Annotated in this window: 14 protein-coding genes; 4 read left to right on the top strand and 10 right to left on the bottom strand. The window is 52.9% G+C overall.

Annotation, left to right across the window (positions count from 1 at the left end):
• Window positions 1–668: 668 nt before the first annotated feature.
• From BST95_RS07685 to BST95_RS07660, 6 genes are all read right to left on the bottom strand, one after another.
• On the bottom strand, window positions 669–1,748 hold the full coding sequence (locus tag BST95_RS07685) for a hypothetical protein (protein ID WP_146004180.1): 1,080 nt from the start codon (window positions 1,746–1,748) through the stop codon (window positions 669–671).
• The gene (locus tag BST95_RS07680) at window positions 1,748–4,858 is read right to left on the bottom strand and encodes a site-specific integrase (protein ID WP_084198781.1); all 3,111 of its coding nucleotides are present in this window, start codon (window positions 4,856–4,858) and stop codon (window positions 1,748–1,750) included. The genes BST95_RS07685 and BST95_RS07680 overlap by 1 nt, the downstream gene beginning before the upstream one ends.
• A complete protein-coding gene (locus tag BST95_RS07675) occupies window positions 4,851–5,600 on the bottom strand; it encodes a hypothetical protein (protein ID WP_084198780.1) in 750 nt (249 codons plus the stop codon). Before BST95_RS07675 ends, BST95_RS07680 begins: the two co-directional genes overlap by 8 nt.
• Window position 5,601: 1 nt before the next feature.
• Complete coding sequence (locus tag BST95_RS19660; RefSeq protein WP_157114468.1) at window positions 5,602–6,114, bottom strand: hypothetical protein; 513 nt, start codon at window positions 6,112–6,114, stop codon at window positions 5,602–5,604.
• Window positions 6,115–6,269: 155 nt separating this feature from the next.
• Window positions 6,270–7,157 (bottom strand): hypothetical protein, encoded by an 888-nt coding sequence (locus BST95_RS19655; RefSeq protein WP_157114467.1) that lies wholly within the window; start codon window positions 7,155–7,157, stop codon window positions 6,270–6,272.
• Between the two features lie 765 nt (window positions 7,158–7,922).
• Complete coding sequence (locus BST95_RS07660; protein WP_084198777.1) at window positions 7,923–8,774, bottom strand: TauD/TfdA dioxygenase family protein; 852 nt, start codon at window positions 8,772–8,774, stop codon at window positions 7,923–7,925.
• Between the two features lie 470 nt (window positions 8,775–9,244).
• Between BST95_RS07660 and BST95_RS07655 the strand changes: the two genes are divergently transcribed.
• Window positions 9,245–9,868: an MFS transporter gene (locus BST95_RS07655; protein WP_229801684.1), complete on the top strand. Its 624-nt coding sequence runs from the start codon at window positions 9,245–9,247 to the stop codon at window positions 9,866–9,868.
• Window positions 9,869–10,617: 749 nt separating this feature from the next.
• On the opposite strand, the gene BST95_RS07645 is transcribed toward BST95_RS07655, so the two are convergent.
• Window positions 10,618–11,700, bottom strand: a complete 1,083-nt coding sequence (locus tag BST95_RS07645; RefSeq protein WP_229801686.1) for a pectinacetylesterase family protein — start codon at window positions 11,698–11,700, stop codon at window positions 10,618–10,620.
• 1,032 nt (window positions 11,701–12,732) lie between these two features.
• Here BST95_RS07645 and BST95_RS07640 point away from each other — a divergent pair.
• Complete coding sequence (locus BST95_RS07640) at window positions 12,733–14,583, top strand: Na+/H+ antiporter NhaC family protein (RefSeq protein WP_205737348.1); 1,851 nt, start codon at window positions 12,733–12,735, stop codon at window positions 14,581–14,583.
• Between the two features lie 387 nt (window positions 14,584–14,970).
• On the opposite strand, the gene BST95_RS07635 is transcribed toward BST95_RS07640, so the two are convergent.
• Window positions 14,971–16,002, bottom strand: a complete 1,032-nt coding sequence (locus BST95_RS07635) for an alpha/beta hydrolase (RefSeq protein ID WP_084198775.1) — start codon at window positions 16,000–16,002, stop codon at window positions 14,971–14,973.
• Entirely contained in the window at window positions 15,995–18,079 is a 2,085-nt protein-coding gene (locus BST95_RS07630) for a DUF3604 domain-containing protein (protein WP_084198774.1), read from the bottom strand. The genes BST95_RS07635 and BST95_RS07630 overlap by 8 nt, the downstream gene beginning before the upstream one ends.
• Window positions 18,080–18,444: 365 nt before the next feature.
• Here BST95_RS07630 and BST95_RS07625 point away from each other — a divergent pair, with 365 nt between their 5' ends.
• Together BST95_RS07625 and BST95_RS07620 are read left to right on the top strand one after the other, a co-directional pair.
• Complete coding sequence (locus BST95_RS07625; RefSeq protein WP_084198773.1) at window positions 18,445–20,394, top strand: CHASE3 domain-containing protein; 1,950 nt, start codon at window positions 18,445–18,447, stop codon at window positions 20,392–20,394.
• A 111-nt stretch (window positions 20,395–20,505) separates the two neighbouring features.
• Window positions 20,506–22,464, top strand: a complete 1,959-nt coding sequence (locus BST95_RS07620; RefSeq protein WP_146004179.1) for a GGDEF domain-containing protein — start codon at window positions 20,506–20,508, stop codon at window positions 22,462–22,464.
• On the opposite strand, the gene BST95_RS07615 is transcribed toward BST95_RS07620, so the two are convergent.
• A complete protein-coding gene (locus BST95_RS07615; RefSeq protein WP_084198771.1) occupies window positions 22,448–22,957 on the bottom strand; it encodes a hypothetical protein in 510 nt (169 codons plus the stop codon). The two genes, BST95_RS07620 and BST95_RS07615, sit on opposite strands and share 17 nt — an antisense overlap.
• Window positions 22,958–23,275: the final 318 nt, after the last annotated feature.

Raw genomic sequence — 23,275 nt, 5'->3', positions numbered from 1 at the left:
ATATTAGGCAGCGCTGTCCTCGCGATGGTTGTTGGTCTCGGTCTGATAATCATCACTTTGGAGCCAGTCTGATGTCCGCTTATGGCCCCAAAGTGGACATTAGACTATCAGCGATCAACGTCTCCTCTGAGGTGAAAACGGACAGGCTGAGTCAGTCAGACTAACATCAGTCCATGCTCCCTTGGCAGCAGTGACGTCCGGTCAACCTGAGTACGTAGAATGCAGCTTTGACCAAAGTGTCAGTGATGCTGGGGTCAGCCTTGAGCAGAATCCATAGAGCTCATAAGCTCGAGATGACTGAATCGGCTACGCCCTATCGGCTACGCCCTATCGGCTACGCCCTATCGGCTACGCCCTATCGGCTACGCCCTATCGGCTACGCCCTATCGGCTACGCCCTATCGGCTACGCCCTATACGAAGGCAAACGCGCCTCTAATTGATCATATTTCGATCAATTAGAGGCGAGATTTCTCAATTTCTAATACTTAGATAACTCCTGAGAGCCTTTGCCTGCCTCTCCTTAGCCCCGTCAACCTTCATTTCGGCGGATTGAGGAACGACCTGTAGCCGATTGGACCACCCGAAGCCACCCTACGAACATCACGCCATTTTCCTGCCAAGTTCTGAGAAAAACGACAGATGAAACTCATTCACAAGATAAAGGAGTCTAAAACAACGCGTCTCTCTCGCGAACCAAGCGATCTAATGAACTATTTGGTATCGGGCGATTACAACCTCGCATCTGATGCAATTTCCGATGCTGACCTAAATGTGCAACGACCGAATGCTTAGGTGCCGATTTCGGCCTGGTAAAACGCGCTTTGCACGCAAAATAACCGAGGTTGACTATCTTGCCCTGATACTGATGAAGGTGATTCACATTAACCCTCTTCGCATCATTCCGCATTTTTCCGTCAAAACAACACTTAAGGAGCTCAATCTCCGTTGTCGGAGTTCGCCTGCCTACAGAGCCACCATCCACCACCATATAGACCCTATCGTTAGGCGATACAAATGCAGTCCATACATAGGTATCAATGGCTTCCTGCATGTGCCTTTCACGACAAGGATCCTCGTTCATCGCCTCAATGAGGCTATCTGAGGGACAGACCGGGATGTCGGTGTCGTCCATGCAGATTACCGATGAATTCAGCAGCCTGTGTTTCCGTAGGGACCGTTCAATGAAATCCGCGATATGCCGACTGCTCACTTCTACTTTGTCATCTATCTCAGACACTTTCTCGCTGGGACCCACAATGTATATAGGATGCTCCTCATCCAAGCTCTGCTGTTTGTGTAACAGGTCCTCCAACTCTGCATAAATCTTCCGCGTGGCATCCACAGCAGAAAAAAAGCGCTCCTGAATAGACCGCATAGCGGCTCGGATATCATCCGACCCGAACGGAAGGCAGTGCTGCGGCTCAAGCACTACCTCCAATCTCATAGAACAACCATCGCGAGGAATCTCGTCCGTGCTTACCAGGAAGAACCCCATTTCATCTATACCAAGCTCAGGGCTTTGTTCTTTGACCCAGCGAAAGATCGTAGAATAGAGAGAGTTCAACTGACCACACGCTTTCATCTCCCCCGCCATTATCCGCTTGACTTCACCTGGCGCTAAAGCTGACCAACCTTTAGGAAAATCCCGTTTCACGGTTGCAATAGTAAGTTTTGACTCTAAAACGCAATTTGATTCATTTGCAGCCTCATAGAAATCAAATGAATACTGCCTGGCATGTAGCTCCACTATGAGTCCCTCCCACATTTTTCGAGATACCGTTGATAAACGTATTCGACGAATGCCAATTGGTGATACCGCTTGTTCAGCTGAATCTTGGATTCAATGTCTCTGGCTAGTGTGACAATTGATGCTGCTTCGTAGGCCTGAAATACAAACTTACGTAGCCTCCGACGTGTGACCTCCACCAGATTCGCTCCCTTTTCCTGAACCAGCTGACTCGCCCTGCCCCCACACATCGCCTCGACAGAAATCTTCTCCGGTGAAAAGCCGAGCTTAGATAGATGCTCGATGAGTCTTTTCAAGTCCTCGACGCTTCGCATGACGAGTCGCTCACTGAACTCGTCGTGCTTCTTCTCTTCCACTACATATGACTGCAACCAAAGGCCGTCTTCGCTATAGATGGTGGTGTCGAGATTGGATCGAATTTCCGAATACCGTGAAATGGCTTCTCTGGGAATCGCTATGTCAAAGAACGGTGCGTGCGGAGTCCATGATGCCCCTTCCTCAAATCCAGGGTTCATGGACAAGTATTTGATCTCCGATGCGATCGCTGCGGCCAGCGACTGGATCTCGTACACTTTCGAAGAGACATCTCCCAGAAGTACATCTGTATGGGAAGTGTCATCAGGCAAACGCCCTGACATCAGCAAAGCAACCTCGGCTACATTGGATGGAAAACCTAATTTCCTAGGTTTTTCTGCCAGAGACTCCGGAGGGGTCTTGAAAGGTAGATCGGGCTTAATAATGCCCTTGGTACCAGCTTGGCGCTCCAGAAAGTCGCGGCGTTTATGCCCCGTGTTCAACTCCCCGAAGGAGAGCGCATGCATTGCAGGTTTCAAATCTTTCTCAAGCCCGATGCGACTCCAGTAGAACTGATAGAGCTCAGGGCCGTAAACCAGATAGTTTTTCACCGTGACCTCAAAACTCGAATGACCGAATCTGCTCGCTACCGCGTCGCCAAAGTAGGCATGACGTGCGCCACCGATCCTCCATTTTTTCGGGATATTCATATTGGGAAGAGAGCTAGGATGCCAGAGATGCTCAAGCCTGGCCGTAGCGTTGAGCGCACTCAGCATCGGATTCTGACTACTTTTGTCGTCTTTTTCGTCCAGCTTAAGCATGGATAGAATGACGTGATTGATATTCGTTTTGCGACAATCATGGCACCGAGCCGTGCTCCTCCCCGTAGCAACTTTCAGAATATCGTTGATGCTTCTTTGTAGCCTTGCACGATCAGCTTGGAGAACCTTCTTGTCAGCACAACGAAATACAAATCCTGTTGGTGCGCAACCCTCTTCCCTTTTCATTCTTACAAACTCGTCAATTGCCCACCGCTCCAGTTCAGTAAGCTCACCGAGCAAGCTGGACCACCTATGAGCCGCCTTCGACTTGGGCGGAGGGCCTCCTCGCCCGCCTACATACACATCAATCAGATCCTCGCTCACCAAGACCTGATTAAACTTGATGTTGTAGGCCTCAGAAATGCGAAGTCCACCTCGATACATAAGCGTGAGCACAAAGAGTCTTTGCCATTTCTCGCCCCCTTGGAAATGCTTAGCCACCAGGGATAGCGCTCTACCATATGCTTTTAGATGTATTAGCTCAGAGCACGCGGGCCCCTCAATTCGCTTAAGACCCTCGTAGATCACCGCTGGAGGTGGAGGCTCTAACACCTCCATCTGATCCATACATTGTAGAAAGTAGTGCAGACGATCTGCCCGCTTGACGTTGTATGCGCCATCGCCCCTGAGCTTGCGTAAAACCTCGGCCCAGTTTTCATCAGTAGTCTCTATATCGGACTGCCTACCATAGACTTCAAAGACCACTTGCTTGGCATGTGATAAGTAAGTTTTTAGCGTGCCTAGTGTACCGACCGAAGCATCCTTCACCGATTCAGGTATACCGACCAGTCCCATGTATTGCAGGAACAATCCAAGCAACTTCTGCGCACCAGTCAGCTGATACAATTCTGACGTGCCTTTCAGATAGAACATTACCTCTTCGGCGAGGGTCAGTCGCGCTTGCTCTTCCCCTCCACAGCTCATGCTTTCAACAAGAGCGATCTTTTCAGTTAACCCGGAATAGAAATCACCATCAGATATCTGACCCTCGCCAACATCTGTGAGTACTGCATCGATTCTGTCGCTAACCTCCTTGGGAATATGCTTATCTGGCCACGCCTTGGGATACTGCTGAGTTGTGCAAATAAAGTCGGACAACGGTGAGATCGGCGTCGAGAGGATTCGCCCCTCAAAAAGATCTCGGAGATAGACGGGAACATACAACTCACTAAGGGTATGTATGTATGCACCCACCTCCTCCAGTCCTTCGCATCCTCCATGGAAACCAACAATGCCTGCATGATTGAGTAATGCAGACATCGCCTGATCAAATTTCTTTGTACCAAGAATCTTTTCAGCCGAGTCTCGGCAGAAGCGACGGCGCATTTCCTTCAACAGAAACAGAACGGCTCGCGACAAAATCAACTTATGTGTCAGCGCAGGATTCGCGCAATCGTCACCATCGAACTCCAATGGCACCATCGCTACGTTCTTGATCGAGTACGCTTTATCGATGGCATTCAGCATGAACCCCTTAGCCAGATTTGGGTTGGGTACACCATGCAGAATCATTACTAGCACCCAAGCGACACATAGAAGATCCTCGTTACTCCATGCCCTGGCCGTCTTTACTTCACACTTCTGCGCCAGATATTCAGTTAAGAGTCCGATCGAGACCTTGGCGCGAGACTCCCGGCAAAACAGGTCAATACCTGGATATCGCGTGACCTCTTCCGCCTCACGCTCGAATTTCTTCTGGTCCTTCTTGGTGAGTTCAAGACCAAAATGGGACAACACAGCTTTCTTGGCGAGAAAGCGCTTGTTGAGAGGCTCATCCACCCTCTCCCTGATCTCACGTTCGGTATCGATCGACATCAAACCCTGGCTAGCGCCATGGATCTCGGTCAATTCATCGATCAAGTCCGAAACCGTACGATCAAGATTCAGGCGGCGTCGTTTGGCTCTGCCTAAACTACCCAATTCATTATCAAGGGGCCGTGTATGTAGGGCTGCGTTCACCAGTAAAGAGGGGCGGAACAATTCAATCTTACTCATAATCCCACCCTAGTTCCTCTACATATAGATCGAGAAACGGCTGCATGACCAGGCCGAATTCGAGTACCGTCAATTGGTTAAGGCGAGAAAATGCCGGTCGCAGACCTTTCATGTGGCCCATCTGAAATGCCACAAGGTGCCTCGGCGCCCCGGCACGCAGTAAGAACTGACACAGCTGAGGCCGAAATTCCTTAAGACGATGGTCGATCAGCTCAGCCAGGCCTTTTTTCATCGCTTCTCTATTCAGTTTTACTGCGTGATGAGAACCGTTGAGTAGAAAGAAATAGGGCAAAATCTGCTCTTCTCGGGAGATCTCCCGGGTCAGCAGCGCCTGTATTTTCGCGGCTAGCTCTAGATTACCGACGGATTCACTAGCAAGAGCTGATACCAACTGGCGTAAGTGCCTGGAAAACATAACTAGGACAACTTCGGCAAAACTGGGCAATGCCACGATGCGACTGGCATGAAATGCAGACACGATCTTGTCTTCGGCGTACATCACCGATAAATCATCACTGATCACGCGTGGCAAGAAACAGAATGGATGGACGGTGAAACGCACACCAGTGACAACGAGCAAGAACAGCACGACTAGAATCACAATTTCATTGTGGTTGCTGATCGGATCTCTCTCGGCCTTCTCAAAGGCATCGCGGAGATTGGCACTGGCAATCACCATCGGAGAAGCAAATGTCTCAAAAGGCAATGTGTGTGCGCCATAGAGTTTCTTTTCCCAATTCATCTCATAACCTCCCTGAAAAGTACGATTCGACGTACAAAGCGTAGAGAGAAGAAAGCTCCAGACCGCTCGGCGCCTCGTAGTGAGAGCCGACCGGTGGCAGGTGTTGCTTACCCCCGATCAGACAGTATGTAACCCAGGGCGTGGACTCAGAGCACATTTCATCATCAACTCCGTCGACACAGTCGTTCATATAGATGGGCAATTGTTGCGCCCACTGATCCATCCCAATCCGCGGAATGCCCATTGCATCAAGCAATATGCGCTTCCTGGTCTTCATGGCTTTCTTCAAAGATTCCCCAGTAAGGTCCAAATACTCACTAAGGCAGAAATCCGTGGAGACAGCTCTCCTAGTGACGAGCAGTGCGAGAATATCGGCAAGAATCGGCGGGATGGAAATCCGGAGCGTCTTGTGGACTTTCCTGTACCTGGACTTACTGTTTCCGGACGGCTTAAAACGTTCCTTGGGATACCGGATCTTTTTCTCTATCTGATATGTCTCGAGCGAAATGCCCATCTGTTTGATGCTAGAAGTCGCCAATGTGAGGGGATCGCGCGCCAAAACGATGGCCATCAAGTATTGAATGTCAATAAGAATCTCTCTCAGCAGTTCTTCACAGAGATCATTCTCTGCTTCCAGGCGAACTTTGATGCTATGGAAATGCTGGTAGATTAATTTGCGCTCAACAGGAGAACGGACTGATGAATTCCAGGTGGTTGCAGCTTGCAGATTTCTATTCTGCCATTGCGAGTTCTTCCTCTTCTTTTTCTTCTTCTGACCGTTTTTATTGCGAATCGCCTCATTCGCTGCCTCTCGGGCCCACTTATCGGGACATTGCTCCACCGTCGAAGGAACATTCCGAACAGGCTGAATCGACCGTGCGCGGTCAAGATCGACGGCAGGACCGGGGCCAATCCGTCTGCAAATGCTGCAAGTCGGGTAAAAAATATCTGCGACGACGTCTTTTCCTTCATTTTGAGACCCGCCCCACTCAAAGTCTCAATATCTTCAAAGAGCGCTTCAAAAGAAGGGTACAAGGAGAGGATAGCAACGACCTCAGGGACTTCTTCATGTGTGATAGAGCGACCGCCAGTTACCGTCGTAACACTCTTGCGCATCTGAGATTCAGGGTTTGTGGGCTGGCGACCATAATCCGAGGAAGAACATCCAAAATTGCGATATCGGTGGCAAGTCGCTACAACTATCGCAAAGGCATGAGTCTGATTTCTGGGGTTAAGGTTTCTTATCATGTGGAGGTGAGGCTGCCTACGCTGCATGTCCTTAAGGCTGCCCTCCTTTCCAGGTCTAACCGAATTTTCGACGTTCTCAGTGAGCAGAGGGTCAAGATCACGCTCTAAGGATGAGAGGATCTCATCTGTCTGCAACGAAAAGGTTCGAACGACCTCGATGCTGGTTTTAATAACCTGTAGATCTTGCTTCTTGATCGTTCGCAGCCAATCTTTACCAGTCATCAAATCATTGGCTGCAAGCTCACTTACCGCAGAAGATACGGCCGCAACTAAAGTTTCTGTATCGGTCTTTCTGTATTTCTCATCCATTTTCAAGTCTCGCTATGTGGCGGATACCTGAGATAAGAATAGGACTTTCCGAAAATCGACGTGGTGCATGAGGACAACAAAAAGCGCGAACGGTGGTGTGCAAACACAACATCACTCAACATCCGAGGCGATTCTGGAGGAAAACTCTAATGTTGCATCTGACAATCCGATGGATATTTAGAGCAGGCTTCGGTTTTCGATAGCAAACTGCCTATCCATAAGATAGATGAGGTATTATTCAGGTCTGGGGATAGCCCGTTGTTCGAACAGAAGCTTTGCGCACGGCTTGCCCCATAATCGATATGAAACATAGCCCCTACACCAGGCTAGATTCGACGCAGATAGACCACCACGAAGGAATGGCGTTGGGAGCGAATCAATATTTTGAGCCCAAATATTAAGCGTTGGCCCGAATCAGTGGGGGTGGAAATGCACGGGAGACATTTGGCCTGACTTCTGCGCCCGGGAATTTCCACCCCCGTATACCTTGTAGGTCATTGATTTAACAAGCAGGGTCAAGAAATTTACATCTCTTGAGGTGAATTAGCATCCCTCCACCCCCCTTAAAGGGGTGTGGGCGAAAGACTATTCATAAGAGCTTTTCCTTTCTATTGATAAGCTCTGTTCGGCGTCCTTAGATGGCGTGATCGTTCTATCAAGCAATCAGTTTATTGAGATAAAAACTGCGCTCAGGGTCGACTCCCGATGCTGATTTCAAGTATCGAGCAGCCCCCGGGGATTCAATCTCAGGCTTTTAAAGTCTGCTTAGCTGGCAACTGAGTCCGCAATGGTAGTGCGGTGAAGCAGCCGATCATAGCCATCGTAGCCACCAGTGGCAGAGTGCAGTAGCGACCGGTTATCCCATATAACCAGCATGCCTTTTTCCCACTTATGACGATAGACGAACTCTTCAGTTGACTGGTGGTTATAGAGGTCAACCAGCAGCGCATCAGAATCAGTCTTGTCCATACCGACAAACCCCTGAATATAGGCCAGCGAAGAGAACAGCGCTTTCTTGCCCGTTTCCCGGTGCGTAATCACCAGTGGGTGCTCTTGCTTTTCTCGCGCCTTTTCGCTGGTCACAATCTTCATACTGCGCTTGCTGTTTTCTTCGCTATCACCGTACAGACCGTCCGGCGCATAGCCTAATTCAGCGGAGTGGATCGCAATAAGTCCCTCTGTTCTCACTCGCAAGTCATCCGGCATCTGCTCATAAGCAGCTACCTGGTCGGCAAAAAGGGTGTCTCCTCCCATCGGTGGAATAGTAATTCCATAAAGCGCTGTTGCAGCGGGCGGTACTGGCATAAAGCTCCAGTCGGAGTGAAAGACCTCGGCAAAAACCGGTGCGGTTTCATCTGCATTGCGTTGAATCGCACAGATATGCTCATGTCCGTCGATATGCGCAAAGAACGGGTCGTCACCCAGCTCACCAAAGTAAGCTGACACACGCTCCAGATCATCATTGCTCAGGTCCTGCTGCGGGAAGACCAGCACCTTGTGTTCAAGCCAGTGCCTGCGCAGCTCAGCCACAACTTCAGGCGAAACCTCCTTTGCAAGGTTAACGCCGGTAGCGAAGGCGCCGCATGCCGCGCCTGACGGTTCAATAGTTATAGACATTATATTCTCCAACATTTTCTATGCTTGAATTGGGAGATGCGTTCTCGCAAGAGCCCCTCATTCGGGGTGTGGAGTTCACCGGTACTGGTCTTCGTGCGTACAGCCCTCGACCCACCAGCCACTTCCACTTTCTCAACTTCTTCAAGAATACAATTCAGTTCGTCTCCAGGCTATCAGTACACAAGGCAGGTAGCTCACTGCCGCATCATAGCGATATTGTTCCTTGGTCAGCGCTGCATCACCCTCTGGACCACGGGGGGCAGCCACTTTTAGGGCGGGTGAGACAGGCCGCATACCAACGAATAGGCACGGGCAATTCCAATAGAGCCAGCTCACCACGCTCAACCTCTCTACTGAAAACTGCACTGGGCCCCATGGTGATATGGTGGGATTCAATGACGACATCTAGAGGGGCCTTCGAAACGTAAGCACCACCCGCTCCCCCGCCCATACTGACCACTGCTGCCACCATGTGGACCAATCCCGCCCTGCGACACCTTATCGCAGGTTCAGTGGTCGCGGGGCTGATAAGTTACGGCCTCACACAGTGGTTGCCGACCTTCTTTTTCAGGGTTCACGATCTCAGCCAGTCCCAGACTGGCATGCTGATGGCCGGCGTATTTGGCATTCCGGGGTCAATAGGCGCGCTGGCCTTTGGCAAGTGGTTCGATCGGCTCTCCCACCGCGGCTTCCAACACGGCATATGGATGCTCGCCATGGTTTCCTTTGTCACCCTCCCCTTCTTCATCGCGGGCTTACTGGCCGACGACCTGCTCACAGCGATATTGCTGTTCATCATTCCGGGCGTAGCGGCAAACTACGTCATAGGACCCACGATCGCCATGGTACAGACGCTGTCGCCTGTGCAAATGCGAGCCGTATCCTCGGCCATCATGATGTTGTGCCTGAACCTGATTGGTATGGGCCTGGGGCCACTACTGGTAGGCTTGCTGAGCGACCTGCTGACCCCTCAACATGGCGAAGATGCACTGAGCGTGGCACTTGCCTTCTTTACCCTGGTGGGGCTTTGGGGCTCCGTACACTTCTGGCTCTGCGGGAAGGCCCTGGCGAAACAGCAACAGGATTTAGAGTAAACCCTCAGAGCACGGAAAACAGGAAAGTCATCGCTTTGCTATTGATAGAGGCCATCAATTTTGCGACGTTCATTGAATGCCCCATGAGACCTACAGAATCTGGGGTTCATAAATCCACCCGTTCATGTGTAAGGGCCCACCGATCGCCGCATCGTTAGGAGCCTACTATGGACAACCAAACCTATCTCACTACCACCGAACTTGCTGCCCTCGTAAAGTAAGACGAGCGGACGATTCGGAACCGGCTAAAAGACGCTGTACTGCTCGAAGGCGTCCACTATATCCGAGCGTTCAGTTCAGGCCGCAAGCTGATCTAGATTAGCGAAACAACGCTTCGTGATATCAGTCGCCCCACGAGTACCAGAGCCCTCATGGCTGTCCTTCAATAAGAAGGCGACCATGGGTTCAGTTAGAGCGATGGGAAAATATCTATTCCAAAGCCAACAGCAGTATGAAAACCACCGGACTCAACAATCACACGGGGCGACTGGGGTGCAAGAACAACGGATGCGACGATGCCAGTCCACTGACCAGACTCAGGTATTCGCAACCGCCTATGCTGCGGCTCAGCATTTGTTCGATCTAGGAAGGCAACTGGTCAGGGCTCAGCATTACGTCGCGCCGAGCTCGTTGCGATAAAAAGCCACTTGTAGTTCAGGTCGCTAGAATACTTGTCGCTGGCAGCAAACGAAAACTGACCCAGCCAGCGACAAGACGCTGTATGAATGCCTCGGCCTTGACGCCGTTTTTCAGTCCCTGGTGGACTGCCATTCAGTAGAATCATCCAGCATAGCCGAGATGAAATCCACTAAACGTACGCCCCCCGCTGTACGCTCGAACTCCTCACTAAATTGAACGAAAGTATGGCCGGTGGCGTCGGGAATCCAGTACTTGCTGCGCTCGGGGTGAGCATCTTCGAGTTGCTGCATTTCGGGATAGAGCGCCTCCTTCCAGGCTTCATAACCAATTTGGAGAAAACCCAATGCAAAGACAGTGTCCTCGCTGTGACTCAGCATGCTGCGACGCACGTTCGGATCCTGATTCATCTGCCAAATATGGTACTCACTGAAGTGACCATCGTCTGGAATGCACTCGGGGCAGCTCTCCGGAATAAATTCACGGGAGTTCCAGTCACTGAACAGCAATTCCAGATACTCTGGTTGCTGGGGCCTTGCTACACCCACTCCGGCATCGTTGATGATGTCAATGCGTACGTCCGGGTAAAGCAGTCGCACCAGGGGCAACGCAACCGTCGTACCCAGGCCACCTGCGCTTGATCCTGCGAGTACAATTCTTCTGGGATTTGGAAACGTACGTACGGCAACATCCAGACCGGCCGACAGATTATGCAGGCCGCGCTGGAATTGATCATCGCTCCCGTCTTCATCCCTGTCATAGTCGATATCGCTGCTAAAAATGCCGCCGTCGCAGTAGGGTAAGTAAGCAACGTTGTAGCCTTTCAGCGGATTGTCTGCTTTACCTGGGTCCAAAATGCCGACCTGCGGCACGCCAGAACCCTCAACTGACGGGGTTGCCGCACACAGTTCTGACCAGCAAGCACCCCCTCCCTGAAGAAAGATCATAAGATCTTCAGAGCCCACGTCCCGCGTGGCCATGGCATACTCAGAGCCATCGAGGCACAGCGGGCCATCACCCGCGCCGAAGGTGTGATCGACAACACCGTCGGCTCCTTCAGATTGCATCGGCGTGTAAACGCCTATGTACCGATTGATACCCTGGTCATAGAGTTCCTGAAACGGTGCGATCACGGGGTCTGGCCCGGAATCACTGCCACCGTCGCTACCGTCAGAACAGCCAACCAACAACGTCATTAACATCGCGCTGCACACCACCCAGCCGCGCCGAGCCCCGGAATTTCTCAAACTATTGATTTTTAACACTTTTATCTCTCTTTTCACTCATAGACTTGTCGGTAGTAGTGAAGGTTTGGCGGTCCCTGCGGTGCGCAACCTACTACACATCGTCGATCGCAGAATGACAGGCCATCCTGCGCTTAGTCGCAGTCTTCAGTCCATTTTTTCAACTGGTGTATCCTGAACTGGAGCGCCCGCCCGGTTTTACCTTTCAACCTCGCCGGGTGCGTCCGAAGGATATTCTTCAACGCACTCTTGTGCGTCCCTCGTTGTCACTGCTCAAGGTGTAAATTCGATTGATCCATGCTCGGTGCCGTAGCCCACGGGCTATCAGCCCGCGCCAATCAACATTCCACGCACACCGGCCGGATACTAACCTGAAAGGCCGCAACTTGACCAGTCCGGCACAGTGCGTTTCCCGGTCACAGGCATGAGCTACGAATAGCAATATCGGGGCAGTGCCTTATGATCATTGATCTAAACTGCGTGGGCAGCTTCAGGGCATCAAGGAACGACTTACTCGCCTGTCGACCTCATAGAATGAGCTGATGGTCTGGCTGAACACGGATACCTTATGAATAAACTCGCATTGATACGTTACCGCCTTGCAAGCGACGACGAAGCCACCTACCAGGACACATGGGTGGACGAGAACGCACTGCAGGATATTTAAACAAGGAGTTTCCTAAATTATTTGCTCAGGGTCGTTGCACAGAAACATTCATACGAATTATTGCTAGCAATACCGCGCAAGTTACGGCTCACAGTTATGCGCAAAAAATCAGCACAGTGACTGTGTATGGCTGTCAGGACGGATGCTGCTTCCCTCTCACAGTAACTTCTTACCAACAGCCGTAGGCAACAGACCGCCCATCTGTGGCGTTTTGTAAATAGACAGGTAACAGTTTCAACTTCGGCCCCAAAGCTGACGTGGGTCTCTATACTTAAGCTGCTCAGAAACTGTTGAGACTAACAAAAAGGAAAATAATCGTGAGCGACAACAGCAGGCCAGAGAAATCTCCCGGCGTAGAGCCTTTTGCCCGTATTGAAGAAGCCGGCACCGGAACACATGAACAGCCCGACCTCTCACCAGAGCAGGCGGCTATGTTGGCCCCTCTGCTAAAACCTTCTCTGTGGTTGATTGTGGTAGGGCTTATCTGCGCCCTGTATGTTCACTTCAATATTGATTCCCACTGGCTTGAGCAAAAGACCGTTTATCAGGTTGAACAGGGCGCCGAGGGACAGCTGGTGTACTCCCATCGTGGCAAGCAAATCGAGCTCCCAAACGTGGTGCCTTATGAGCGCTCGCCGCTGCGTCAGGAAGCGCTCGACGTACCCGGAGCGCAGCCCACCCTGGGACAACAATGGGTGGTGGAATTCGCAGATGACGCCACCCCCACCTATTCAACCTTGTCAGCCACCCGCCATTTCGGCTTCTGGTCATTACTGCCTGCGCTCGTGGCTGTCTCCTTATGCCTGCTGACCAAGGAGCCTCTCACCGCTCTGCTCGGCGGTATTATTGTCGGAGCGTTCCTACTGGGTAGGTTCGATATCACCGACGAAGTACTAATACCCAACCTGGCGACCGACAGCGCTGCGGGCGTACTCATGCTGTACCTCTGGCTTCTGGGCGGGCTCATGGGCATATGGTCGCGCACCGGGGCAGCCCAGGCCTTCGCCACATTCATGACCCAGCAGTTTGTGCGCGGGCCACGTTCAGCAAAACTGGTCGCCTGGCTACTGGGCGCCCTCTTCTTCCAAGGGGGCACCATGAGCACGGTATTGGTGGGATCAACCGTCAAGCCGCTGGCGGACCAGAACAAGGTCAGCCATGAAGAGCTTGCCTATATTGTCGACTCTACAGCGTCGCCGATTGCCTCAATACTTGCGTTCAATGCCTGGCCTGCCTATGTACAGGCCCTGATCTTTGTCCCCGGGGTTGCTTTTCTTGCAACTGAGGCGGACCGAATCGCTTTCTTTTTCAGCAGCATTCCATTCAGCTTCTATGGAATATTGGCAGTCACCGGAACCCTTCTGCTGAGCCTGGATATCGACCGTTTCGCGGGCAAGGGACTTCGGGAAGCACGGAAGCGCGCGCGTGAAACCGGTGCATTGGATGCCCCAGGGGCCTCCCCACTCAGCGCTCGTGAGCTGCAGGAGAGTCGCGTTCCCGCCGGCTATAGCCCACATGTACTCGAGTTCCTCGTGCCGCTTATCGTACTGATCAGTATTGCCATAGGGTCATTCATCGTCGGCGGAACCCCCAAGGTCAATTGGGCCTTCGGCGCGGCTTTGATGGTTTCGGCGTTCAGCGCGCTGTTCAGGGGCATGAGCCTGGGCAACCTGATCGAGGGTTTTGGCGATGGACTCAAGGGGGTTGTCGTGGCGTCCGTCATTCTTATGCTCGCCATTACCGTGGGTGCGATCAGTAAGGAGGTAGGTGCCGGGCAGTACATGGTCGACCTGCTTGGTCAAAGCATACCTTTCTGGGCCCTGCCGGTGATTCTGCAGTTGCTTACCATGGTGACTGCATTCTCCACGGGTACTAGCTGGGGCACGTATGCGATTACGTTCCCCCTGGCAATGCCGCTGGCGTGGGTGATTGCCCAGCAGCCCGGCATAGAAAACCCAATGCTCTACATGTCAATCTGCTTTGCGGCGGTGCTCAACGGAAGTGTCTACGGCGATCAGTGTTCGCCCATTTCAGACACCACGATTCTCAGCTCGATGACAACCGGCTGTGATTTAATGGACCACGTGAAAACACAGATTGCTCCCGCCACATTGGCTGCCGCCAGTGCCGGCGTATTGTGGACCTTTTCGGCACTGTTGCTTGCCTAGTTGAATGAACACCCGCCCAATCTGAAGAGGCCATGAGCCACCAGTAGGTGGCTCATAGCCGAGGATTGCTACTTCAGCGCACTCGACGGAGCACCACCAGCAGCACACCTCCAATAGTGAGCAACAGCAAGCCGGCAAGCAGTGCCGGAATGGGCTAAGGTATGCGGTTCACGATCTCTTCGGTCACTTCATTGATAATCTGGCGAGGTCCTGGCGTACTGCCGGTCATGCGCCAGATGACACTATTGGGATCGACAATTCGGCTATATTCACCAATGCTGTCACTCAGTGCGCCATCACGCAGTTTCGGCAACTTTTGTAAAAAGAGAGAAACAAGTCACTTCACTGGACCAGACTATTCGCGCGTCTCCTCTCCTTGCCGGCGGACTAGGCCTCCGAGCAGAAGCGCGCAATGCTCGCGGCGGTCTCGCGGCTCACATCGGGGCAGGCCACGGCGAAGATCTCAGTACCGTGGATAGTGCCCATAGTCTGCAAACAGCGGGCTGAAACACCTGCCCGCAGCAGCAAGCGGTAGAATTCAATACCCTCATCCCGCAGAGGATCACACTCGTTCACGCTGATGACCGTGGGTGGCAGCCCCTTCACGTCGTCTTCCGTTGCAAAAGCAGGCCAGGCCAGGGGGTTGCCCTTATCAAACTCCGCCATCCCGTACGCCATAGCGCCATAGTTACTGTGGAGGTCCAATAGCAGGCCATTATTCTCGATGGATGATGGATAGCGATCCTGAGGCCAGGCGCCGGCAATGTAAGGGCACAATGCATAGAGCCCCCGAATGAGATTGAGATCGCCATCCTGCTTCAGGCGCAGGGCCGTCGCAATGGTAAGGTTACCGCCGCCGCTCTCACCGGAAATTATGATGTGGTCTTTGTCGATACCCAACTCGTCGGCCTGCGCCGCCAGCCAACGCACACCGGATACACAGTCGTTCAGCCCTGCCGGGAAGGGGGCCACTTCCGGGGCGGAGGATGGGTTCACGCAATTGCGAAAATCGACCATGGCCACCGCCACGCCCTGGGCGGCAATAATCTTGCCCCAGGCCCGGTAAATGCCGTAATAACAGGACATAGACTGCATGCCTCCGCCGTGAATGTAGTACACGCAGGGCAGCGGCGCTTCCGATTCCGGACGAATAAACTGGATCTTGATCGTATTGCCATCGGGCTGGGAGGTGAATTCAAGATCGCTGATCGTCAGCCCCTCCGAGGGCGCCACATCTTCGTTGTCTACCATGTCCAACATGGCCCGCATCTGTTCCAGGCGCTCCTGGCTCTCCGGCCGCTGGGCGGCCTCCAACAGTTCTTCACGCGAGGCCATGTCCTTGCTCACAGGGGCGGGCATGCCGCCCATGAGGGCCTTGATGCGGGGATCGATTCGGGGATCGTCGTTGAGGTTACTCATGACTTACTGTTCCTTGGTTGTCGAGGTGGGAGACCGCCTCATTCGGTGATTGATACCAGATCGGTGAGGACCAGGCACGTTCCTGGAGAGTGCGCGGCAGGTCGCTGCGCGGCGCTACACCCGCCCTCAATGCATCCCAGGTTGACCAGCGGCAGGTGGGATTTTGCAGTACACGCACATAGTAGAACGCATCCTGATTCGATTCTGATTCCGGGTCCTGCCACTGCGCCTTGAGCTCCGACGCGCCAATTTCGGCGGGGATACTGCAGTCATCGCTAGACACCCAGGCGCCATTATCAGGGCAGCGGTGGGTCACGGGATCAACCTCGCCACCCCCGGAGCAGGCCACATCGAAGACCTTTTCGTGACTGACCCCCTTTTCCATCCACCCCTTAATCACCTGCATACGGTCCAATGGCGCGGCTTCAGCATCGGCGATCGCCCAAACCAGGAAACTGGGTCGTTCTTCGGGCTCGCCCACCAGGGATCCTCCCATAGGCACGCCCTCAGCATAGGCGGTCGACAGCAACTCGGGATCATTGATCAGATTGTCGGGGTAATGATTACCCGCGAAGAATCGCACCTGAATGCGCGGGCCCGAGGTGGCAAAGGTTTCCTTGCGCCGCAGCGCTGCATACACCGCTTCACGGGTATTGGATTCGGCCCACACTGCGGCCAAGCCGGAAGCACCCCAGTATTCGAACACACTGCTTGCCATGTACCTGCGGCCATCGACGTCCTTAACGAGGTCATCCGACACCCAGCTCGCCAGCACCCCGTAGAGCCAGTTCATGGGTATCGAGCCACGCCGCTCGGGCAACCCGTCTTGAACACCGGCTTTGGAAAAGTACTTCTCTTCCTTGAGTGCCCCGCCACCCACATGGGTATCGGTTGAGCCGATAAAACCTAAACGATAGGGGTTACCGTTTCCCGCAGCTTCCATCTCCAGGCCCATACGCAACGCATCACGCAAATAAGAGCCTTTGGGCTCTGAAGCCAGCTTGGTAGCTACCCGGTACTCCATAAGCTCGAAGCCGGCCCATTCGTCGGTATCCGACAGCATCGGATGCGTCTCGGAAGTACCCTTAATCTGAGTAATCTCTGCCAAGGGTTCGTTGCGCAGGCGCTGCTCGGAGTAGGCCTCATCCATGGCCTGGCCCGACCAGTCAATCTGTTTGAACATCTCCCCATTGGAGCCATTGGAGTTATGCGGTATCGCCAGGCTCTCAACCCCCTGCTCCCGCAAGCCATCCATCCAGGCCCACAATCCTTCCGGGTTTTGTGAGTGCAAGCGTGAATATGGCACCGCCGGCAGACGCTCAGTATCCCTGAAAATCACGTTGCGATGCAGGTTGCCACGCGCATCGGTGGAGGTGGTGTATTCGTAGGCCGCAAAGGTAGTCAGCGTGCCTGGATCATATGCGTCGTCAGTCGCCTGCACATTCTGCTTCCAGGTGGAGCGAGTAATCTCCAGCACCAATTCAGGATCGACCTCACCGTCCTGCAACATACGCGTCATTTCCGGCACAAACAGGCCAAACGCCAAGCCGCGCTCGAGCAGGCTTAGCGTTCCCATGTTGTCGGAACGATTCATATCATGCATGCGCTCTGAGATCGCCAGTCTGGAAACCTCAGTACTGGTATCAGCCGCGGCCTTGGCGACCCCCATCAACATACCGTGGTCAGTCACCGCATAGAAATCCAGCGGGCGATCAAGTTGGATGTCGTAACCAACCGGATGGGCGATAGCCTCGCCCCGCGCATAGCGATAGGCGTCTGCCGGAGTGGCCAGCGATGCGAAGGTGTAAGCGTCGAAGGAATTTTCGGTGTGCACGTGTAAGTCGCCAAATAAAGCCGTGCGTTGGGGGTAAACAGTGGTCTCCTTTGTCCGCGGATAGGGGCCCCGCTCAAGCGTGCCTCGCGGCTCAGGTAGCGCGGGGACGCTGGAGTTGGTGCCGGTCAGGCTGGCATTTTCGTCAGAGCCAATGCCCTTGAGGGCCTCGCCGTCACTGCCACAGCTAGCCAGAAGGCTTATGGCAGCAGATAACATCAACCTTCGGGCTATTTTAAAGTGCATATCGGATGCCGTCTAAATCAGATTGTAAAGGCTGTTCTGGCACATGGATCGAAAAGGTGACGTCCCCATCCGACACAGTATTGTTGTTATTCACAGTGTCCTCACATAAGCACTCATCATAGGTCTTGATTCAATCGATTTGCAATCGAATTGACTGGCAATCAACGTCCGGTGAATACCACTGTTCACTATGCGAAATCGCCGTGTACGAAGAAAAATCTGAATTCCGCGGATCGTTTATGCAAGTTACTGGCGAGACATACAATCGCCTCGCTGCAACGTAACTGGGATAAATATATCTAGATTGCGAGAGGACGAATATCTCTTTTAGTGCTAGCTTATCTATATTAGAGAAGGGACATTTCATGAAACACCCCGGTAAAATAAGAAATAAGTCGACCCGCGTTAACTCGAGCGGATTATTATTGGCACTCCCCGTTGTTCTGCTCTTCGTAGTCGCCCAGGTCTACGTGGGTTATAAACAGCGCGAAGCCACCGAAAAGTTATTTCAGACCCAAACGGTAATGGCCGCTATCACCGACCTACTCTCGGTCATGAAGGATATGGAAACCGGCCAACGCGGATATGTTCTCACAGCAGACCCCAAGTATCTGGCGCCCTTTGACAAGGCGCTGCGCGACGTGGACGGAGTGATCACATATCTAAGCGCCCTGACCGCCGATAATATCCGCCAGCGAGCACTGATCGACGACGCACGACACCTGGTAGATGCGAAAACAGCCGAGCTACAGGAAACCATTGATCTGACGGCCAATGGTGACCGGGCGGGAGCGCTGAAAATCGTGGACTCCGACCTGGGCAGGTCACTCATGGTACAGCTGCGGAAGGTATTGAAGCGCATGGCAGATGAAGAAACGTATCTGCTGAGTACTCGCGAGGCGACACTGAAAAGGACTCAAATAGCCGGCACTACCGTTGAAATTGTCAGCCTTGTTCTTATTCTGGCGATTTCATTCTCGGCGATTCGCAATTTTCGCCGACTGCTGGCGCACAGCCGCGGTGAAAGCCAGAGTCTGATCGAAGCACAGAAAGAGCGAGCCGCTGCACTAGAAAAGCTCAGGATACACTCAGACAACCAGGAACTACTGATTGAGGAACGCACACGCCAGTTGGCTGTGAAAGTGCAGGAGGCCGAAAAAGCAAACAATGCAAAAACCGAATTTCTTTCGAGCATGAGCCACGAACTGCGCACACCGCTCAATGCCATTATCGGTTTCGGCCAATATATGGACCACGATGAGAAACTTAGTCCAGAACACCGCGACAGCGTGCATGAAATCACAGCGGCAGGGCACCACCTTCTGGATCTCATTAACGAGGTCCTTGATCTTTCCAAGGTCGAAACCGGTACAGTGTCACTGTCATTGGAATCACTGGAGATTGAGTCAATACTCAGAGAATGCATCGAACTTGTACAGCCAATGATCGAAAGAAGAAGCCTGACTTTTAAATTTCAGAATATCCAGCCAGGGGTGATTTTTGCTGATCGAATCCGTCTGAAGCAAGCTGTACTTAACCTGCTTTCCAACGCGATTAAGTACGATGTTGAGTACGGCGAAATCGAATTATCGGGTGCCATAAGCAGTGACGGGAAATACCGCATCAGCATCTCCGATACGGGGCCAGGAATCGCCGAGGAAAACAAGGCAGCACTATTCAAGCCCTTTGAACGACTGGGTGCTGAATTTACCGACATTGAGGGCACAGGTATCGGGCTGACGCTCACCCAGAAACTCATCACACTGATGGACGGTGAACTTTCCTATGCAAACAATCGATACAGAGGAGCTACGTTCCACATTCTCCTCCCTCTTGGTGAACCGGTGTTTGCCACATTAGATGACGTCAATGAAAATGACGGAGAGGTTACTATGAGCACTCTGCCTGAGCAGCTGAAAACTGTCCTGTATATCGAGGACAACCCCGCTAATCTTAAGCTCATGCGAAAAGTTCTGGCTAAACGGAGTAAACTGCGGCTTCTAACCGCGCATACCCCCCAACTTGGTATCGAACTGGCGAATACTCACAAACCTGACCTGCTCTTATTGGACATTAATCTCCCCGGTATGGATGGTTATCAGGTACTCAACATCATTCAGCAAACCAACGAGCTTAAGACCATACCTGTGATCGCAGTGACCGCTAATGCTATGCACCGGGATATCGAGCGAGGCATGGACGCAGGGTTTGCTGCTTACCTGGCTAAACCTTTCGACTTTGCCCATCTCCACGATCTACTCGACGCCTACCTTAAAGGCCCGAATAATATAGTAGTGCCTGCTCCATCCTCGTGACGACAATGGCCAATGACAGTGATACGTAGTGGCTAGCAGGCCACTACCGGTCTATGTTGCACGAACTGGATTCAACTCGTGCAACCGCACGGTTATTGTAGTGATCTAAATTTGAAACAACTCGTTATGGCAATCAAGTATCGCTCTTGCATATTGACGATTCTGTGCCTGCTGTCGGCGATGAATACATCGGGCAATGAGCTTAGCGCTGAGATTAATCTGCTCGCAGACCAGAATTCCCTTGCTGTGTTCGAGACGAACCTCGACAGCAGGAATCTGAATCCGATTGGACTCGCCGAAGGATATGCGTTAATCGGCGCTCGGTGGGAAGCGTTCGAGCGGCACGAAAACGCGCACGCAAGTTACTCTCGCAGTGTGTCGTTGCTGGAGCCCTTTGGAGCCAGCCCTGAATTGATTCAGGCCCTTATCGATCGGTCTTATATGCAGTATCTCCTCACCGGGAGTACCGAAGACTATTGCCCTGATAGAGAGCAGGCCGTTGGGCTGGCGCGTCAACTAGATACAGCCGAGCCATTGGTGCGAGCACTGGTGCATCGGGCGTTCTGCTTTCACGATCAAGGCGAAATGCAACAGGGCCTCGGGGACGCCCAGGAAGCCATGGCGATTGCCACTGAATACCAGCTGAGCAGTGACTTAAAGGGCATGGTCGCGAATGCCACAGGTAATTTATATCGCAGCGCGTTACTGCCTGACCTCGCCTATGAGGCGTATGCTCAGGCCTATCAGCACTGGCAAAAGCGCGACGACCGCCCAGACATCTTCAACATGCTGCACAATATGACCGGCGAAGCGTTGAAGCTCGGGCTATGGGAAGCCGCGGAGGCCCATATCAATGAAATGTTCAATATGGCCGATCAACCAGGTGCCGGACGGGACTTCCTGTTTTTCGCCTTTTACAACCGCGGCCTGATGGCCATGGAACGCTACCAGTTTATGGAGGCTGCAACAGCGCTAGATAACGCTCTGGCGCTGAAGAAAACCACCAGTGAACTGCGGTTCGTGGCCCTCGCATATCATTTGAGGGCGACCCAGCACCTCTGGGGCGGCGAGCCAGACAAGGCTTTGGCCGACCTTGCCCGGGCGCGCGCGAGTGGTCTGATCGAAGAAGACAAACTCATGCCCCTCGAGGATCTGGCCATTGCTCTGAACGCTGTCGAGAATCCACTGGCTCTGACGAATCCCTTTGAACTGCTCCTTAGACAAGTTCGCGAGCAACAGCGCAAGTTCCGCAACGAGTACGCCAGAGCCGACTATGCACAACACATGCAACTCACAGCGGAGTACGAGGCTGAATTACTGGAGCGCCAACTGCAAGTGCAAGCACTGGAGCTTGCTCAGGCCCAGAGCGCGGCAGAACTGGCCCGCCAAGGCACGTTGAACGCAACGCTATTAATCGTATTACTCTGCGTGCTATTGCTTATTCTGGTCAAATCCTGGCGCAGCCAGAAGCGGAGGAGTAATACCGATTACCTCAGCGGAATCGCTAATCGCGAACGACTATTCGAACTAGGATTTCGGGCTGCGCGTACTGCCAGCAAGCAAGGCCAGCCAGTGGCGGTGATCCTGCTTGATATAGATCACTTTAAAAGCATCAACGACAGCCATGGCCACGCCGTGGGAGATCGCGCTATTGCCCTGACGGCCCAGACGATTGAGGAATTGTGCAGACACCGAGCATTGGCAGGCAGGTTGGGCGGAGAAGAGTTTCTGGTCATACTCCCTGGCTCAACTCTGGAGCATGCCTGCTTACAGGCAGAAACCATGCGTAAGGCAATCGCTGGGCTGGAGATACGCGGTTCACAAGAGCGAAAACTGTCGTTTACTGTCAGCGCTGGAGTTGCGATTGGCTCTGGGGAGCAGATCGATTTCGAGGGTTTGGTTCATGATGCCGATGTAGCTCTATATCGCGCCAAGTCTGCCGGTCGCAACCGAACCAAAGCCTTCCAAGATATGGGAGAAGGCACCATGCACCCTACCCCGGTGACGCGCTCAACCACTCGCGACCTGCCTGCATCAGACGCGCATACTAAAGCTACCGAGAACGGGTAAAACGAAGGTAAAGCGCCGGTGCCTCATGACTGCTGGATCGCTTGGAGTAGCTATGGCTGGATTGCGATGCGCTTTGCTCCGGCAGCACGACGAGCCACTCGCCGATTTGCCCCAGCAGTCGAGTATCAAAGCTAAATCTCTCACTACCGCGTTTCTTAGTGACCGACAGGTCGGCGATGACCGTGTCACCCTCAACACCCGGCGTGACACTGAAGGCCTCAACATCATGGGCCACCTGCTGAACCTGAGGCAAGCCAAGATAGCTGGACCGTAGCTCATAATCCACGCCGCTCTGGCGCTGCAACCGCGTGGTGCTGCCCGTCACTACTTGCACTAACTGTTGCTCTGGTCGGGCATCTCGCGTGCTGTAACGAGGCTCTACAGCCGGCGTCTGCCAGCGGATCTCCATGAGTAATGACTCCTGCGCACGTAGCGAACCTGCCAATACGGCCAGGGCTACCCCAACAAAAATGGTAACGAAACACTGACTCATACACCTACCTCTACCCAACATTATCGACGACGAAAGGCGTAACTTAAGGCTCCGGCATAATATTTATTGGCGTGCTCGGTCATGTATTTCAGAGAAGCCGCCAGCGGCCGATAGAACCTGGAATATCGAAGTTTACAAAGGCGATCGTGATGTCGAAATGCGACAGATCTGACACGCTCAGGTCAAGGTAATCGGGATGCAATATGCGTAAGTTCGCCATGCCACTGGTGTTATTGCTGCTGTGCCTGCAGTTGATATTTGGTCTGGTGTCGTACTATCAGCTGCTTTTCGAGACAACCGAGTTTTTCGGCTCGAAGG

Origin of the sequence: Halioglobus japonicus (genome assembly GCF_001983995.1) — a bacterium.
Classification (GTDB): Bacteria; Pseudomonadota; Gammaproteobacteria; order Pseudomonadales; family Halieaceae; genus Halioglobus; species Halioglobus japonicus.
The sequence above is the reverse complement of the archived record's forward strand: the minus strand, read 5'-3'. Positions and strand labels throughout refer to the sequence as shown.